Source organism: Caulobacter vibrioides, from assembly GCF_002858865.1.
GTDB lineage: Bacteria > Pseudomonadota > Alphaproteobacteria > Caulobacterales > Caulobacteraceae > Caulobacter > Caulobacter vibrioides.
Map to the genome: position 1 here is coordinate 322,607 of NZ_PJRR01000014.1, position 17,040 is coordinate 339,646.

13 protein-coding genes and 1 pseudogene are annotated in these 17,040 nt (G+C 63.9%); 7 read left to right on the forward strand and 7 right to left on the reverse strand.

The window, feature by feature from the left end:
* Positions 1-18: 18 nt before the first annotated feature.
* The 6 genes from CVUC_RS11225 to CVUC_RS11250 are packed head-to-tail and all read left to right on the forward strand — an operon-like array spanning position 19 to position 7,684.
* Positions 19-1,320: an O-antigen polymerase gene (locus CVUC_RS11225; RefSeq protein WP_096032386.1), complete on the forward strand. Its 1,302-nt coding sequence runs from the start codon at positions 19-21 to the stop codon at positions 1,318-1,320.
* Entirely contained in the window at positions 1,313-2,377 is a 1,065-nt protein-coding gene (locus CVUC_RS11230; RefSeq protein ID WP_096032385.1) for an acyltransferase family protein, read from the forward strand. Before CVUC_RS11225 ends, CVUC_RS11230 begins: the two co-directional genes overlap by 8 nt.
* Positions 2,378-2,388: 11 nt before the next feature.
* The gene (locus CVUC_RS11235; RefSeq protein ID WP_096032384.1) at positions 2,389-3,567 is read left to right on the forward strand and encodes a glycosyltransferase; all 1,179 of its coding nucleotides are present in this window, start codon (positions 2,389-2,391) and stop codon (positions 3,565-3,567) included.
* Positions 3,564-4,166, forward strand: a complete 603-nt coding sequence (locus tag CVUC_RS11240; RefSeq protein WP_096032383.1) for a putative colanic acid biosynthesis acetyltransferase — start codon at positions 3,564-3,566, stop codon at positions 4,164-4,166. Before CVUC_RS11235 ends, CVUC_RS11240 begins: the two co-directional genes overlap by 4 nt.
* A complete protein-coding gene (locus tag CVUC_RS11245) occupies positions 4,163-6,766 on the forward strand; it encodes an aldo/keto reductase (protein WP_096032382.1) in 2,604 nt (867 codons plus the stop codon). Before CVUC_RS11240 ends, CVUC_RS11245 begins: the two co-directional genes overlap by 4 nt.
* A gap of 3 nt (positions 6,767-6,769) precedes the next feature.
* Positions 6,770-7,684, forward strand: a complete 915-nt coding sequence (locus CVUC_RS11250; RefSeq protein ID WP_096032381.1) for a glycosyltransferase family 2 protein — start codon at positions 6,770-6,772, stop codon at positions 7,682-7,684.
* A 4-nt stretch (positions 7,685-7,688) separates the two neighbouring features.
* On the opposite strand, the gene CVUC_RS11255 is transcribed toward CVUC_RS11250, so the two are convergent.
* Positions 7,689-8,963 (reverse strand): WcaI family glycosyltransferase, encoded by a 1,275-nt coding sequence (locus CVUC_RS11255; RefSeq protein WP_096032380.1) that lies wholly within the window; start codon positions 8,961-8,963, stop codon positions 7,689-7,691.
* Positions 8,964-8,988: 25 nt separating this feature from the next.
* On the opposite strand from CVUC_RS11255, the gene CVUC_RS19735 reads away from it, so the two are divergent.
* Positions 8,989-9,225, forward strand: a complete 237-nt coding sequence (locus tag CVUC_RS19735) for a hypothetical protein (protein WP_125469913.1) — start codon at positions 8,989-8,991, stop codon at positions 9,223-9,225.
* Between the two features lie 193 nt (positions 9,226-9,418).
* Here the strand turns inward: CVUC_RS19735 and CVUC_RS20840 are convergent, their stop codons facing one another.
* The 6 genes and pseudogenes from CVUC_RS20840 to ptsP form a co-directional block, all read right to left on the reverse strand.
* Complete coding sequence (locus CVUC_RS20840) at positions 9,419-9,640, reverse strand: helix-turn-helix transcriptional regulator (protein ID WP_096034720.1); 222 nt, start codon at positions 9,638-9,640, stop codon at positions 9,419-9,421.
* The gene (locus CVUC_RS11270) at positions 9,619-10,050 is read right to left on the reverse strand and encodes a hypothetical protein (RefSeq protein ID WP_096032378.1); all 432 of its coding nucleotides are present in this window, start codon (positions 10,048-10,050) and stop codon (positions 9,619-9,621) included. Before CVUC_RS11270 ends, CVUC_RS20840 begins: the two co-directional genes overlap by 22 nt.
* A 731-nt stretch (positions 10,051-10,781) precedes the next feature.
* Positions 10,782-10,936: pseudogene (locus tag CVUC_RS11275) on the reverse strand (hypothetical protein).
* 462 nt (positions 10,937-11,398) lie between these two features.
* Positions 11,399-12,640 carry a Na+/H+ antiporter NhaA gene (gene nhaA, locus CVUC_RS11280; protein ID WP_096032377.1) on the reverse strand — a complete coding sequence of 414 codons (1,242 nt, stop codon included), beginning with the start codon at positions 12,638-12,640 and terminating at the stop codon, positions 11,399-11,401.
* Positions 12,641-12,766: 126 nt separating this feature from the next.
* Entirely contained in the window at positions 12,767-14,521 is a 1,755-nt protein-coding gene (gene nagE / locus CVUC_RS11285; protein WP_096032376.1) for an N-acetylglucosamine-specific PTS transporter subunit IIBC, read from the reverse strand.
* A partial coding sequence (gene ptsP, locus CVUC_RS11290) for a phosphoenolpyruvate--protein phosphotransferase (protein ID WP_101685819.1) occupies positions 14,518-17,040 on the reverse strand: 2,523 nt, incomplete at its 5' end. The genes nagE and ptsP, both read right to left, overlap by 4 nt.

The following is a 17,040-nucleotide window of genomic DNA, read 5'->3' on the forward strand; positions in this document are numbered from 1 at the left end:
TATACAGGGCCTTTCAAGATGGAAACAACGAATGTATCCCGAGAGAAAAGGTTTCCAACCTTAAGAGCTTTCCTGGCCCTGTGGCTCATCGGGACGTTTGGTCCGTTGATTGTTCTTACATTCGATAAGGATAAGAACTTCCTCATTGAGGCACTCAAACTGCACGATCGCGTCTTCGTGAGCGTGGTCTATCTGTGCATCGCAGCTTTATGCGTATTCTCTGGCTATATTGCAGCGGTAAGAGCTAGCACTGGACGCTACGCTGGGCCCACGCATAGCGTCGCCCGCGCGCCTGCTCGCCGAGCGCCGCTCCATTGGAACGCCACGCTCGTGATCTGGATCTTGGCGATTACTTCGATGATTCTCCTGATGGCGATCTCGCCGGGCGGGGTGCTTGGCACGGCCAACGCCCTGATGTCGAAAGTCCGGAACGCCACCAAATTTCAGACCATCATTTATTTCCTCCTCCCCTTCGTCGTCTTTCAGGCGTGCTTCCTTTCAATCTCGGCGATCCAAAGCGGCGACAAGAGGAAGGTTTGGGTCACGCTGACAATCGTGCTCGTGACGGCGGCTCTTTCTCTGGCGGTCGGCAGCCGCCTGAACGCGGTTATGTCTCTACTGGTCCCGGCCATCTACTTCGCCACAAACCGGGGCGTGAAGCTCGCCCCCCTGATCGCCTGCTTTGCGCTGGCCATCATGCTGGTCTACGCGGGCGACCTCATGCGCTCCACGGCTCAGGGCCGGGACTTGCGCGAGGCCTCGGGCTCCGCCGCCGCCACGTTCATGTCTTCCTATTCGATCGTCGACCCCATGGCCGTCGTGACCGATCTTCGTGAGCGCATATCGCCCAAAGCGACAGAGTCTACGGTGACGCTTGTGCGATGGATGCTTCCCTCGAGCATCGTGGGCTCGAAGGAGCCCATCGGCCCCATTGTCGCGCGATATGTCTACTACGGCGACGTTCTCGGAGGCGTCACCTTCGGCCTGTTCGGAGAGTTCTATTACTACTACGGCCCGATCGGCCTGATTGTACTGTCCACCCTTTTCGGCGCCGCCCTTGGCGTGCTGACACCCAGATCCGGTGAACGCTCCGTGCTTGGCGCAGCCTATACCGTCTGTATCGCAACCCTACTCTTCTCGTCGATCCGAGACGGCCTTTTCATCGACCTCCTGAACATGTTCACACTCATCTTCATATGCTGGGTGAACATCTCGATCGCTAACTTCTCGGCCTCGAGACAACGATTGCTCAAGGAGAGAGCTGAAAGAGCTCACGCCGCCAAATTCGCCATGCAGCAGGCCGGAAATCGACATGATTGACCGTCCCAAGGAAATTCAAACCTTGCAGGCGGGGCGAGCGTTCGCAGCGCTGGCGGTCCTTTTCTACCATGCTGAAATCACACTCGGGCTGCCCAAGTATATCGGGCACGAGATAGTCCCGGCCGCCAAAGCCGCCGATAGCGGCGTGCATTTCTTCTTTGTTATCAGCGGCTTCATCATGGCCTATATGCATGCGGCCGAACCGAGCTCCTTGCAGAGCTTCAAGGAGTTCGCGTGGAAGCGCGCGCGGCGCATCTTTCCGCCACTCTGGGCTGCGCTAACGTTCGCCTTGGCGCTGCTGTTCGTAACGAACCACTTCACACTTGACGCCGCCTGGCTTTCCATCGCTTCCGCGTATTTCGCTCTTCCTCAGGAGACCCAGCCGCTTCTCGCCGTTGAATGGACTCTAAGCCACGAACTGCTGTTCTACAGCTTGTTCGCCGTGACGCTATTGAGCAAGAAACTCGGATACCTCGCAATCGCCGCTTGGTTTGGCCTAAGCTTGACCTTGGGCGTATCGGGCTATGGCACGCCGCTCCAAACGCTGTTTTCTCACTACAATATTCTGTTCGTATTCGGGATCGCAGCCGCTGCGCTCTTGAGAACCGGCTTCGTTCGCTTCTCTGCGGCGGCCGTGGCATTCGGGATTATTCTGCGCGTCGCGGCCTGGATAAGTGTCGCGTCGGGCAAGATGCAGTCGCACGACCTAAGTGCGGTGCTTGCTTTTGGGGGCGCAGACGCCCTGATCGTCTTCGGGCTAGCGGGTTGCGAATCCCTATACAGATTCTCAGTTGGAAAAATACCCAAGTATATCGGCGATGCCTCTTATTCGATTTATCTTGTTCATTTCCTCTTCGTTTCCGCCGCGTGCAAGCTGATTGTGGTCGCGGAACGCTTTATCGGTATTCCTGATGTCGTGGCCTATATGCTAGTCGTAGGCATTGGCCTTGCTGGCGGTGTTGTATTTTACGAGTGTGTCGAGAGACCTATTATGAGAATGACGCCACGATCGCTTAAACGTCGAGAGCATCTGGCTCATAGTTCCCATAGTTCATAGCCAGCTCATTGATGCTCAAAGTCTTACACGTCATTGCGACTGCAGATCCCGCGTCGGGCGGACCGATCGAGGGGATCATTCGCCAGAGTGAGACCTCAAGGTCTATCTGCGAGCGAGAACTGGTAACGGTTGATCAGCCGTCCGCACCGTTCATTGCGTCCTTCGGCCTGAAGATTCATCCTCTTGGCCCGGAGGATAACGGTTTCGCCAGTCGCGGCCTTCTCAGACGTTATGGATATTCGCCTCGACTGATCCCTTGGTTGCGGCGCAATGCTCATCGCTATGACGCGGTGATCGTGAATGGCTTGTGGAACTTTACGGCTTTCGGCGCTTCGATGACGCTTCCGTGGGGCAAGACGCCCTATTTCGTGTTCACCCACGGAATGATGGATCCCTGGTTCCGGAAGACGTACCCGCTAAAGCACTTAGCCAAGATCCTTTTCTGGCTACTTGTAGAGGGCCGCCTGCTGGCCGGGGCCCGCAAGGTGTTCTTCACCTCCGAAGAGGAATGCCGTCTTGCCCGGGGGCAGTTCCCCCTGTGGCGTTACAATGAAGAAGTCGTGGGTTACGGCACCGCAGCTCCCCCGACGGACTCGCCGGCGCAGCGTCAAGCGTTCAGAACCTTGGTGCCGGCAGTCGGCGAGCGCCCCTATCTGCTCTTCCTCAGTCGTATACACCGCAAGAAGGGCTGCGATCTCCTGATCGATGCTTTCGCGAAGGTGGCCGCGCTGCAGCCCGACCTGCAGCTCGTGATCGCGGGCCCGGACCAAGAGGGTCTCGTGTCGGTGCTCCAGGCCCGCGCGAAAGCGCTCGGGATCACTGACCGCATACATTGGCCTGGTATGCTGAAAGGCGACGCCAAATGGGGTGCCTACCGTGGTGCCGAGGCGTTCGTGTTACCATCGCACCAGGAGAACTTTGGCATCGTTGTCGCCGAAGCTATGGCTTGCGGAGCACCGGTTCTGATCACTAACAAGGTCAACATCTGGCGTGAAATCCAGGCCTCCGGAGCGGGTCTGGTAGAAAACGACGACGCCGAAGGGGCCGAGGCGTTGTTGCGCGGTTGGATGGTGATGGATGCCCGTCATAGGATGGCCATGCGCGAAGCCGCGTTTCAGGCCTTCAAGTCCCACTTCGACGTTGCGAATGTCGCCCCTGCCCTCATCCAAACCATAAAGAGCGCGCTGTGAGCGACATCCTCGACGCCGAGACCCACAACACCTGGGAGAGCGGCAAAAGCTTCAGCCTGAGCCACCGTCTCTATCGCGTGCTGTGGTCGATCGTGTGGGCCGTGTTCGCGTCCTGGACGCCGCCGCCGCTGCATCGCTGGCGCCGACTGCTGCTCGTGGCCTTCGGGGCCAAGATCGCGCCAACAGCAGGCGTCTATCCCAGTGTGCGCGTCTGGTACCCCGCCAACCTGACGATGGGCGAGTTCTCGTTCCTGGGACCAAACGTCAACTGCTACAGCATGGACCGGATCACCGTCGGCGATTACGCGCTCGTGTCGCAGGGCGCGCATATCTGCGCGGGGTCGCATGATATCTCGGATCCGAACTTCCAGCTGATCAGCAGGCCCATCGTGATCGAGCCTCAAGCGTGGGTCGCGGCCGAAGCGTTCATCGGCCCCGGCGTGGTGGTCGGCGAAGGCGCGGTGCTAGGCGCGCGCGGTGTCGCGTTCAAATCGCTTGAGCCTTGGACAGTCTATGCGGGGAACCCCGCAAAACCTTTGAAGAAGCGCATCGTGCGAGATGGACCGGGAGTGATCCGCCGGTCCAAGACACGCGCATGATCGCCCCGCAAGGCTCGACCGCGATGCCCGACGTCTGTGTCGTCGGGACAGGTCCGCTTGGCCTCGCGGTGGCGCTTAGCTGCCGAGCCCACGGCCTCTCGGTCCTTCTCCTGGAGTCGGGAACCAAAGATGCCACGCTCGACAAGGCCGACCTGTCGGACGCGCGGATCGTGGACGTGAAGCGGCACGCCGGAATGGACGTCGCCGTTCGGCGCGCCCTTGGCGGCACCTCACGTTGGTGGGGCGGGCGCTGCGTCCCCTACGACGACGTCGACTTCGAGCCGCGCCCTTTCGTTTTGGAAGCTGCCTGGCCAATCGACCATGAAGAAGTCAGGCCTTGGTATGATGCGGCCGCCAGCTTCTTCGGATGCGGCCCCTCGCGTTTCGCGACCCAAGCGCTGCACTACGGCGACGCCCAGTTCGATCAGCTCGAACGCTGGGCGCCCGAGATCGACATGAGTGTGCGGCATGCTGGCGCCCTGCAGGGCCCGAACGGTCCCGAGATCGTGCTTGACGCGACGGTCGTAGGTCTGCTCCTCAACGACGCGGCGACCGCTATAGATGGACTGTCGGTCAAGCACGGTGACCGCGTCGAAACCGTCCGTGCTCGGCGCTATGTGTTGGCGTGCGGCGGCCTCGAGACACTTCGCCTGTTGCTGGCGACTCAGGCACGCCACCCAACCCTCTTCGGAACGTCCCTTGGCACCGGCTATATGGGCCATATCTCCGGCAAGATCGCCGATCTGCAGCTAAGCGACCCCGGATCAGTCGGCCAGCACGATTTCTTCTTGGAGGGCGGCGCCTTCGCGCGCCGACGCTTTACCTTGTCCAAGGCGACGCAGTTGCGCGAGGGGGTCTTCAATACGGCGTTCTGGATCGACAACCCACCGTTCCACAACACCAACCATCGTAGTGGCGTCCTTTCGGCTGTCTGGCTGGCTCTAGCCTCGCCGGTTGGCGGCAAACTCCTCTCGCCCGGCGTGCGCCTTAGCCATCTGGGTCCTAGACCATATCGTCTGATGCGGCATCTAGCCAATGTCGTTGGACAGCCAGTCAGCACCATTACCACCGGCCTAGAGATTCTTCGTGCGCGCTATGGGCGACCGCGAAAGCCCGGCTTCCTCATCCGGAACAGGGCCGGCCGATATGCCCTGCATTACCATGCGGAGCAATCGCCCAGCCCGGACAGCCGCGTGACGCTGTCGAACGATGTCGACGCCTACGGTCTGCCGCGCCTAAAGATCGACTTCCGATACGCCGAGCGCGACGTCAGATCGGTACTTCGCTCTCACGACCTTCTCGACCAGGCCCTGAGAAAAGCCGGGGTCGGAGAGTTAATCTATCGCGACGCGCCTGAACGACGCCATCAAAGCATCTGGGAACAAGCGACAGATGGCTTTCATCAAGTCGGCGGCGCCCGAATGGCTCACGAGGCCGGCGAGGGCGTCGTGGACAGAAACTGTCGCACCTTCGACGTCTCCAACCTTTATCTTGCCTCCACTTGCGTCTTTCCCTCATCAGGGCAAGCCAATCCGACATTCCTCGGTGTTGCTCTGGCGTTTCGACTGGCGGACCATCTAGCCAAGACCAAAGCCCTTGATGGTCCGCAAACGACGCGATCCGTCCCGAGCTCACGAGTGATAAGGAATCCCGCCATGCGGCAAGTCTTCGCCGAACCGATTAGCCGGGACGTCTCCGCGATCGGCTTTGGTTGCGCATCGCTGGGATCTCGGATTTCCGCCGGACAGGGGCTTGCCGCTCTTGAGCACGCATACAATCACGGCGTCACTTGGTTTGATGTCGCACCTCCGTACGGCGACGGCGCCGCCGAGACTTTGTTGGGTCAGTTTTTGAGGGGAAAGCGGGATAGGGTCGCGATCTGCACCAAGGTTGGGATCGATCCTCCCCAGCTTTCAGCGAAAGCCAGGCTGCTGAAGCCGGTCTTGCGTACGACGCTAAAGCTGGCCCCGCATCTGCGCGAAGCCATCGCACGCCGGCGGCCGATGCCCATTCGCGCCCCAATCGACGCCAAGACCATCGAGGCCAGCGTCACACGCAGCCTGAAGAGTCTTGGCGTCGACTACGTCGATGTACTGGCGCTGCACGAACCCAGTCTTGAAGACGTCCGGCGCGAGGATGTGCAAGCCGCCCTCCAAACCATTCTGGACAAGGGCTATGCGCGCATGATCGGCATAGCCGGCGATCGCTGGATTGCGGAACAGGGCTTGGTGGAATTTCCACTCTATCGAATGGCGCAGTACAGCGCCGGACCTTTTGAAGCCCCGCTGACCCCACTCGATGGTTTGCGGGTCACACACAGCGTCTTTGGTGTCGGCGGTGCCCTATCCAAACTGACCCAAGCGGTAAAAGACGACGAAGTGCTGCGGGCCAAACTTTCGCAAATGGGCTTCTGCGGCTCGCATCGCGACATCGCGACAGCGGCGCTTATGGATTTTGCGCTGTCCAGCAACAGGGACGGGATCGTACTGGCCTCAATGTTCAGCGCAGAGAATCTGGCCTTCAACACGGCTCGAGCCAATCGCCCATCCACCCCCGAACTCGTAAGCCTGCTTCAGAGCTACGACTGGACTGCGCACTGACCCATGAGCCAACTCGCCGTCGTTATCCTCACGCACAATGAGGCTAAGCATATCGGTCGCTGCCTCGACGCGATCTCGAGCATCGCGACTGAGGTATTCGTGATCGACTCCGGCTCAACGGACGGGACGATCGAGATCGCCGAGCAGCGCGGGGCCAAGGTCTTGTCGAACCGCTGGGTGAACTACGCCGCGCAGTTCCAATGGGGCCTCGACAATGCGCCGATCACATCCGACTGGGTGATGCGTCTGGATGCTGACGAGATCATCGAGCCGGACCTCGTCGCCGAAATCGCCGCCAAGCTGCCCACTCTTCCGGCCGAGGTGACTGGCGTGAACCTCAAGCGCAAGCACATCTTCATGGGGCGCTGGGTCAAGCACGGCGGCCGCTACCCGCTCATTCTCCTACGCATCTGGCGCAGGGGCATCGGCCGGATCGAACAGCGCTGGATGGACGAGCATATGCTTCTGGATCACGGTCGCACCGTGACCTTCCAAGGCGGCTTCTCGGATGTCAATTTGAACGACCTGACATTCTTCACCGATAAGCACAACAAGTACGCCACGCGTGAAGCCGTCGACGTCATCAATCAGAAACGCCATCTTTTCGCACGCGACGTTGACCTAACCTCGGACCAGACGTCGAAGAAGGCAGCCGTGACGCGCTTGATCAAGGAGCGCATCTACAACCGCATTCCGTTCCAGCTCAGCGCTCTGGGCTATTTCCTGTACCGCTATATCTTTCAGCTAGGCTTCTTGGACGGTCGCGAAGGCGCGATCTATCACGTGCTCCAGGGCTTCTGGTACAGATACCTTGTAGGCGCAAAGATTCTTGAGCTTGAGACCGCAATAGACGGCCTCGGCAAGGAAGAAGCTCTAGCGGAGTTGACTCGGCTGACAGGCCTTCGCCTCAATAGCTGACGCCTTAAATCTCAGCGCCGATCCGCTTCAGCTGCGCTTCTAGACCGTCGATCACTGCGGAGCGGCGCCAGCGCTGCTCTGCTCGATCACGCGCCGCGACGCCAAGTTCATGTCGGAGCGGCGCGTCTTCCGCCAACCGCAGAACCGCCCCGGTCATCGCCGCCGCATCGCCTGGGGTAACAATCAGGCCGCAGCCTTCGACTTCAGTGGCCAATCCTGTACCGTTATCGGCCATGGCGACGACCGGACGCCCGGAAGCCAGCATGCCCGTCAGCTTCGACGGAAGCACCAGATCGGCGGCTTCGGCCCGCTGGGGCAGTAGATGGACATCGGCGGTGGCCAGGAGTTCAGGCAGTTTCTCAATCGGCTGAAGATCCATGAAGCGCACATTCGGGCGGTTAGCGCAGGCTTCTTCGAGCACGCTTTTCAGCGGCCCCTGCCCGCAAAGGAGCAGCGTGACCTTGGCCGATCGCGCTTCCAGCAGCGCCGCGACCTCGGCTAAGGTCTCCAGGCCTTGCTTGCTGGCCATGTTGCCTGAATAGAGCGCCACGACGTGATCGGCCGGAATCTGCAGCGCTTGGCGATAGGAAGTGTCACTGGTCGGCCAGACCGTGACCGTGTCGACATCCACCCAGTTGCGGATTTCCAGAGCGGCCTCATCCTCGACGCCCTTACGAAGCAGCAGACCGCGCATGCTGGCTGAGATCGTTGAGACCCGGTCGAAGCCGGACAACAGACAGCGCTCAAGCTGCTGCGCCAACTTGCGGACGCGCTCGCCCCTGAGCATGCCGAGTTCAAAGGCGGCGTCGACCTCGAAGTCCTGAATATGGAGCCACGACTTGGCCCCCGAAAGCTTGGCGGCGATCAGAGCCACAGGCGCGGACATCAGTGAAGGGGCAACCGTGAGGACGACGTCGGGACGTTGAGACAACGCGGTGAAAGTTGCAGCCGGCAGCGATGTCGCAGCGAAAGAGAGGTGGTGCAGAAGGCGCGTGACCCCACTGGGCTTCTTGGGCACGTAGATTGGCGCACGAACTAGGCGGACACCATTCAGCGTCTCCGATCGCCAAGCACCGCGATAGGCCGCCGGAACCTCCCAAGCCGGATAGTACGGCGGTGCCGTCACAACCGTGACCTGGTGGCCTCGGCGCGCCAATTCCTCGCACATCTCGGTGGTGTATTTTGGAATGCCGATGAAGTCTGGCGCGTAGTTCAGGCCTATCACCAACAGCTTCAGCGGCTTATCCGGTCCGCTTGTTCGCGCGCGCCCTTCATTCATCGCCCGAGCCCCTACCGATGCCGGCATGGGTAAAGCCGTGGCGCGTCATTTCGGCGGTGGGGTAGACGTAAGAGAAATCCGGGAAGTCGTCGACGCGACGAGTGGGGGCTACCGCGGCGATGAAGACCGCGTCGGCGCTGTCGAGGGGGAAGAACAATCGGTCCGCGCGAACGCCGCGGTGGACCTGAGCATCTATCGCGCGCATCAGCATCTCGGCTGCGACCGGCGACGATTTAGCGACGCAGCGTCGCTGGCCCGCTGACGGAGCAATTGAAATCAGCACGTGGTCCCCACCAGTGTATAGCCCGGATTTCTCGACCGCGCGTTTATAGGGCCGTACTAAATCGACGCGTGACGGACAACCTCCAGCCTCGTTTCGGCTCAGAAAAAGTTCGAGATTGCCTGAATATTTTCACCCGGAAGATCTCTCCCGGGATCAGCCTAGTCAGGCGCGATCAGCCGAGCTTAGAAACAACGCTGACCAGTTCAGACTGTCGCGATACGTCGATCTTCCCAAAGACCGACTTTAGATGATGGCGGACTGTGTTTTCGCTGATGTCCCAGGAGACCGCGACACTCTCGATCGTGCCGCCTTCACCAACAAGGCGGCGATCTCGGCCTCTTTCGGCGTCAAGTCGAACAGAGCGATCAGGTCCTAGCGTCGGACGCGGTTTGATCGGTCCAGATCGGTCGGGGTCAACACGGCGGCCGGCTGGAACAGCTCAAACACCTGGTTGGTCGGCGGTACCGGTACCGCGCGCAACACAAGCCCCCGCCCTCCTTCGGACGAGCGGAGCCGCAGAGGAGAAGGTGCGTTTCGCAGCCGGCGCACGCCGATCAAGGCCGCGAGGAACCGCTCCACCATCGTCCGTTCGCCGGGAAGGCTCGCGACGAGCCGCCCTCGGCTCACGCTGAGCGTCGCCTGCGACTTGAAGAGCGCTTCGAACCCCGCCGAGCACTCCATGAGCCGCCAGCCGCTATCCAGCAGCGCGAACGCGCGGCCGGTGTTCAGCGCATCGAGCGTGACGAGATCGCCTTTCAGCGAGCTTGCCGAAACCGCCTCCGCAGCAGCGATGGCGCTGATCACGTAGGGCGACAGGGCGGAGAAAACTCGGTGATGCTCGGGGGACGCCTATCCGGAGCTACGCTCAAGAGCCGAGAACGGATCGCCCCTTATTACTCGAGATCATCGCCAGAGCGCCGCAATCCCGGTCGCGTTCAGAACGACCAAGCCCAAGACCCAGTCGGCGAGATGCCCCCCCCCGGAGGTCTGTACTCGGGCCAGGCGACGCTTTGGTGGCGAGCCTTGGCCGCTCCAAGTCATAGTGCAATACGATTAGCACGCGCCCCGCCGGTTGAAAGCGCTCAGGTTTCTCGCCAGAATTCTCTAGAATATTTTACCAGGCGAGCATCTATCGGACAATCACCGGCTCCGAAAGGTCAGTATATTTCCGATTTAAAAGCTAATTTCCGTTCAACAAAGAGTACCGAATTTGTACAGCCATCAAAGCGATCCCGAGCGCCACGCCGACGGAAATCCAAATAATCTTCCTGATCCTGGCCTGCTGACGAAGCTTGGCTGCGGTTGAGCTTCTCTTCTGCCGACGCCGACGACGCACGGTCTCTTCAGCCATTCGCTTTAAAACTCCCGCCTTACGCTAGACGACCGAATAGCCAGCGCGATCGGACAAAACAAGACACATCACCCAGGCCAAACACGCTTATCGCGCGACATGCCTTGCTATACCAATCCTCGCCGCTTGCCCATCTCGGGCGCGACCGTCGAACCGCCGCTCCGAAATCCGCCTCCTGGAGGCGCTACTTCACGACGCGACCGGCTGCGCCGAGCGCCACCGCCAGGCGCTGGACAGGATCGCATCCAGATCGCGCGACGGAGACCAGCCCAGCATCTGGCGAGTCTTCGCATTGTCGCTGACCAGAACAGGCGCGTCGCCAGGCTGACGGGTGGCCAACCGCCTCGATGGTCCCACCTCAGCACCCGAGGCTGAAAGGCCCCCAATATCTCAAGAAATCACCCCCTATACGGGGGAAAGAAGCGCTCGTGCAGCCGTTCTGAAATGTGGGTGAAAATGTGGGCGAGCGGGCTACAAATGTAAGAAATTCAATACCATAAGCACCAAGTAGCGGACACCCTCTCCGCCACTCCCCTGCAAACAGACACCCAAAAGCGTAACGCTCGCATCGCCGCGACGCGAGGGTGCAATCTGTGTCGTGCTGACCCAAGCAAGGACGGGCGGCCCTCCCCCGATAGGGCGCCGCCCAAGTTGCCTCACCGGTGGGGTGGCGAGGGGGCTGCTTGCTAGCGCGCTTTGTGTCCAGAACGCAAGCTGATCGACACTAACTGGCACTTCGAGCGCCATTTCATTCCGAATGGTCGTCGATAGGGTGGCGGTAGGCCTCGAGGGCCTTCGGCCTCAGCGCGCGTCTCCGCGGTCGAGGTCGTCCAACGCGGTAGCGTCAGCCTGATGATCGCGCGACTGATCGACAGCCGGTAGCCGCCTTTTCGTCAGGCTCAGCAGGGTCGCGCCGATCAGGGCCGAGCTGAGCGAGCCGACCAGCACGCCGACCTTCACCTCGTTTTGCAGCGCTGCGTCGCGGAACGCCAGCAGACCAATGAAGAGACTCATGGTGAAGCCGATGCCGCAGAGCAGGCTGACCCCATAGAGCTGCGCCCAGGAGGCCGCCACCGGCAGGCGCGCGACGCCCAGGCGGATGGCGAGCCACGCCGCCCCGAACACGCCGATCTGCTTGCCGAAGAACAGCCCCAGGGCCACGCCGAGCGTCACGGGCTCCGCCAGGACCGACGGCGTCATGCCGGCGAACGACAGGCCCGCATTGGCGAAGCCGAAGATCGGCACCACCAGGAAGGCCACCCAGGGCGAGAGCGCATGCTCCAGGCGATGCAGCGGCGAGGTCGCGTCGTCCGGCGCAGCCTTCGAGGCGTGCAAGGGGATGGTCATGGCCAGCACCACGCCGGCGATGGTCGCATGAACTCCGGACAGAAGGACCAGCCACCACAGCGCCGCGCCCATCAGCAGATAGGGCGCGAGCCGCTTCACCTTCAGTCGATTGAAGCCCACCAGCACCAGGGTGACGAACCCCGCGCCCATCAGGGCGGCGGTGTTGAGTTCAGCGGTATAGAACACGGCGATGATCAGAACCGCCACGAGGTCGTCGACGATCGCCAGCGTCGCGAGGAAGATCTTCAGGCTGGTCGGGACGCGTGATCCCAGAAGCGAGAGGACGCCCAGCGCGAAGGCGATGTCCGTCGCCGTCGGAATTGCCCAGCCGCGCAGCGTCTCTGGACTGCCGGCGTTCAGACTTGCGTAGATGAGGCCTGGAACAACGACGCCCCCCGCCGCAGCGATGCATGGCAGCGCGCGGTTGGCCCAGGTCGATAACTGCCCGTCCAGGAACTCTCGCTTGATCTCCAGGCCGACGAACAGAAAGAAGATCGCCATCAGGCCGTCGTTGATCCAGTGCAGCAGATCAAGCCCAGCGAACGGGACATGCAGGGCGTGGAAATAGCCCTCCGCCAGCGGCGAGTTGGCGACGAAGAGGGCAAGAACGGCGCAGGCCATCAGAAGCAGACCGCCGGCGGCCCCGCTTTCCAGAAGCTCTCTCAGAAGGGACAGTTTGCGGACGCGTTGCAGCATGGCGCGGGTCTCCGCGCTGGCGGCCCGACCAACGTAAACCCTGATCGACCAAGACGATCGACCACCCAAGCCCGGCCTATCGCATCAGACACCCGGACGGGCAAGCCGTCGAAGCGGCTTTGACGGCTAGATCATCGCGCGAACCGCCTGGCCGATCCGCTGGGCTTCCGGCCCCAGGACGACGTGCGCCGCGTGCTCGCTCACGCGAACAAAGCCGCGCACGCCTGCGGTGTGAAGGGCGGCTTGATCGACGCGTTGGGGGTCGTTGAGGACGACGCGCAGTCGGCTGGCGTGGACGGAGAGGTCGCGGAGGTTGTCGGCGCCGCCGAGGGCGGCCAGGAGGGCCTTGGCCGCCTGGGAGACATCGGGAGCCGGCGCGGTGATCGGCGCGGGCGGAGCGCTGATGGCGTGCCGGATCTCGCCGGCGACGGTGTCGGCGATGGGCCCCAGCACCACCTGCAGGGCCTTGTCGGAGGGCCGGACGACGCCCCGGGCGCCCAGCGCCTTGAGGGCCGGCTCGTTGACCAGGCCCTGGTCGACCACGATCAGCCGCAGACGGGTGGTGCACGCATCGACGCTGACCAGATTGGCCGCGCCGCCCAGCGCCGCCAGCATGTCGGCCCCGCGCCCGCCGCCGGTGGTCACCGCCTGGGCGGAGGGCGGCGCCTCGTCCTCGCGGCCGGGGGTCTTCAGGTCAAAGCGCAGGATCGCGAACCGGAAGACCCCGTAATAGAGCGCGCCATAGACCAGCCCCACCGGGATCAGCAGCAGCGGGCGCGTGGCCTTGTTGAAGTTCAGCACATAGTCGAACAGACCCGCCGAGAACCCAAAGCCCAGCTTGACGTCCAGCATGTTCATCAGGGCCATCGACAGGCCCGTCAGCAGCGCGTGGATGGCGAACAGCACCGGCGCCAGGAACATGAACGTAAACTCGATCGGCTCGGTCACGCCCGTCAGGAACGAGGTCAGGGCCAGCGAGCCCAGCATCCCCGCCACCGCCTTGCGACGCTCGGGCCGCGCGGTGTGCAGCATGGCCAGGCACGCGGCCGGCAGGCCGAACATCATCACCGGGAAGAACCCGCTCATGAACGCCCCGGCGGTCTTGTCCCCGGCCGCGAACCGGTTGAGGTCGCCGGTGACCCCGTTGAAGTCGCCCAGGATGAACCAGACCACATTGTTGAGGATGTGGTGCAGGCCCGTGACGATCAGCAGGCGATTGAGCAGGCCATAGACGACCAGGCCCAGATCGCCCGACGCGGTGACCAGGCCGCTGAGCCCGTCGACGCCGGCCTCCAGCGTGCTCCAGAACGCGCCGAACAGCAGGGCCAGGACGACGCCGGCCAGGCCCGCCACGATCGGCACGAACCGCCGGCCGCCGAAGAAGGCTAGGTACTCGGGCAGCTGGATGGTGCTGTAGCGGTTGTACAGCGCGCCGCTGATCACGCCCGACAGGATGCCCACCGGGATCGACAGCTTGCCGATCTCCTTGGCCTTCCAGGCGGCTATGGCGAGATCCTTGGCTCCCTCGACCGCCTTGGCCGCCACCTCGGGCGGGGCGACCAGCAGCGCCTCCACCCCCTTGGTGGCGATGACATAGCAGACCACGCCCGCCAGGCCGGCGGCGCCGTGGTTCTCGCGGGCCAGGCCCACCGCCACGCCGATGGCGAAGATCAAGCCAAGGCTGGCGAAGATCGCCCCGCCGGCCGCGCCGAAGGTGTTGGCCACCGACAGCGACATCCCGTGGGTGGCCGCCGCCAGGGCCGGCGCGCCCAGCAGGTCCGGCTGGCCGATGCGCAGGAGCAGCGCCGCCACCGGCAGCACCGCGATCGGCAGCATCAGGGCCCGGCCCAGCGGCTGCAGGATCTCGAGCGGAGACCTCATGGGTTCAAGCCTCCGAGGGGGGTGTTGGTCTGGCCTTGCACGAGCGCGCGGACCGCCTGCGGCGAGGTCTGCTCCAGGGCCTGGGCCGCCAGGGCGCGGCAGGCCTCCAGCGACAGCGCCCGCACCCGGGCCTTCACGTCCGGCGCGATCGAGGCCGTGGTCGACAGCTCGGCGACCCCAAGGCCCAGCAGGATCGGGGTGGCGTCCAGGTCCGAGGCCAGGCCGCCGCACACCCCCACCCAGCGATGATGCCTGGCTGCGCCCTGGCAGGTCTGGTCGATCATCCGCAGCACCGCCGGGTGCAGGGCGTCGATGCCGGCGGCCAGTTCGGGGTTACCCCGGTCCATGGCCAGCACGTACTGGGTCAGGTCATTGGTGCCGATCGACAGGAAGTCGGCCTCGGCCGCCAGCAGGTCGGCGGTGACGGCGGCGGCCGGGGTCTCGATCATCACCCCCAGCTGGACGCGATCGGTGATCCCAAGCTCGCGCTTGGCCTCCTCCAGCACCGCGCGCACCGCGCGCAGCTCATCAAGGCTGGCCACCATCGGGACCATGATCTTGCACTGGCCCCGCGGCTCGACCCGCAGGATGGCGCGCAGCTGGGCCTTCAACAGATGCGGCCGCCACAGGCTGACCCGCACCCCGCGCAGGCCAAGGGCCGGGTTCTCCTCGGCCGGGATCGGCAGGTAGGGCGCGGCCTTGTCGCCGCCGACATCCAGCGTTCGGATGATCAGGGGCCGGCCGTCCAGGGCCTCGGCGATGGCCTGGTACTGGCGGGCCTGCTCGTCCTCGTCGGGCGGCGTGTCGCGGTCCAGGAACAGGAACTCGGTGCGCAACAGGCCCGAGCCCTCGGCGCCGTTGGCCACGGCGGCCTGGGCGTCGGCGACCGAGCCGGTGTTGGCGAAGACCTCGATACGCACCCCGTCGCGCGTCACCGCCGGCTCATGGGCGGCGGCCTTGGCGGCGGCCTTGCGCTGCTGGCGTTGGGCGAGCGCCGTCTGCGCGGCCTCCAGGGCCTTGGCGTCGGGGGCCACGCGCAGGGTTCCCGCATCGGCGTCCAGGATCAGGGTCGCCCCGTCCTTGACCTTCGACAGCGCCCCGCCGACGGCCACCAGGGCCGGGACGCCCATGGCCGCGGCCAGGATGGCCACGTGCGAGGTGGGCCCGCCCCGCGCGGTGGCGAAGCCGGCGAGGGCGGCGGGGTCTGCGCCCATCAGCTGCGAGGGCAACAGCTCGTCGGCCAGCAGGATCGAGCCCGGCGCCAGCGCCGCGCCCGTCTCTTCCTCGCCGCTGAGGGCGCGCAGGACCTGGCGTTCCAGGTCGATCAGGTCATCGACCCGTTCGGCCATGCGGCGATCGCCCAGCGCCTGCAGCGCCTGGACATAGCCGCCCACGGCCCGGCGCCAGGCAAAGCCTGCGCTCTTGCCGTCCACGATCAGGCGATGGGCGCCGGCATAGAGTTCGGGATCGTCGAGGAACGCCTGGTGGGCCGCCAGGATCGCCTTGCGGGCCTTGTCGCCGGTCTCGGCGGCCTTGCCGATCCGGGCGCGGACCGTCTCCAGGGCCGCGACCAGGGCCGCTTCCTCGTGGGCGACGCCCTCGCCGGCCTCGCGCACCACGATCTCGGCGGTCGACAGCCGCACGGCCTTGCCGATGGCCAGGCCCGGCGCGGCCGGCACGCCCTTCAGCACCCCGTCGCGCGGCAGTGGCGCGGGCGGGGGCGGTTCGGAGGGTTCTGTCTTGGTCGGGGAGGTCTTGGCGGCCACCGGCGCGCCCTCGCCCATGCCGCCTTCGATCAGCTCGGCCAGGGCCGCCACCGCCGCCTGGGCGTCCGGTCCCGAGGCCAGCAGCTGGATCGTGTCGCCATGGCGGATGGCCAGGGACATCAGCCCCACCGGGCTCCTGGCGTTGGCCCGGCGCGGGCCGGTCACCAGGGTCAGGTCCGACGCGAAGGTCTTGGCCATCTGCGCGATCCGCGCGGCCGGGCGGGCATGGATCCCGTGGGCCAGGGGCACGATGATCTGGCGGGTGATCTGGTCTGCGGTTCCGGACGCAGCGGCGAGCGATGCGCCCGCGATCGGCGACAGCTCCATCAGGAACTGGCCCACGCCGATCTGGCGGTCCTGGTCGCGGCGCACGATCTGGAAGGCCTCGCCGTTGGTGATCACCACCGGCGTGATCAGGCTGCGGGCCCGCTGAGCCAGGAGGTCGAGGTCGAAGCCGATCAGCCGATCGCCCGCCTTCACCGTCTGGCCTTCCTCGACAAAGACCTCAAAGCCCTCGCCGTTCAGCGCCACGGTCTCCAGGCCCACATGCATCAGGATCTCTGCGCCGTTCGTCGCCCGCAGCGTCACCGCATGGCGCGCCCGGTGCACGCTCACCACCGACCCGTCGCACGGCGCGTGCAGCGTCGAGCCCAGCGGATCAATCGCCAGCCCATCGCCCAGCATACGCTCGGCGAACACCGCATCCGGCGCCTCCTCCAGCGCCGAAACCCAGCCCTGCAAGGGGGCCGTGAG

Bases quoted from the DNA above. Each gene is read 5' to 3' on its own strand.
- CVUC_RS11225 (WP_096032386.1), top strand. From the start codon at position 19: ATGGAAACAACGAATGTATCCCGAGAGAAAAGGTTTCCAACCTTAAGA.
- CVUC_RS11230 (WP_096032385.1), top strand. From the start codon at position 1,313: ATGATTGACCGTCCCAAGGAAATTCAAACCTTGCAGGCGGGGCGAGCG.
- CVUC_RS11235 (WP_096032384.1), top strand. From the start codon at position 2,389: ATGCTCAAAGTCTTACACGTCATTGCGACTGCAGATCCCGCGTCGGGC.
- CVUC_RS11245 (WP_096032382.1), top strand. From the start codon at position 4,163: ATGATCGCCCCGCAAGGCTCGACCGCGATGCCCGACGTCTGTGTCGTC.
- CVUC_RS11250 (WP_096032381.1), top strand. From the start codon at position 6,770: ATGAGCCAACTCGCCGTCGTTATCCTCACGCACAATGAGGCTAAGCAT.
- CVUC_RS11255 (WP_096032380.1), bottom strand. From the start codon at position 8,963: ATGAATGAAGGGCGCGCGCGAACAAGCGGACCGGATAAGCCGCTGAAG.
- CVUC_RS19735 (WP_125469913.1), top strand. From the start codon at position 8,989: ATGGGTAAAGCCGTGGCGCGTCATTTCGGCGGTGGGGTAGACGTAAGA.
- nhaA (WP_096032377.1), bottom strand. From the start codon at position 12,640: ATGCTGCAACGCGTCCGCAAACTGTCCCTTCTGAGAGAGCTTCTGGAA.
- nagE (WP_096032376.1), bottom strand. From the start codon at position 14,521: ATGAGGTCTCCGCTCGAGATCCTGCAGCCGCTGGGCCGGGCCCTGATG.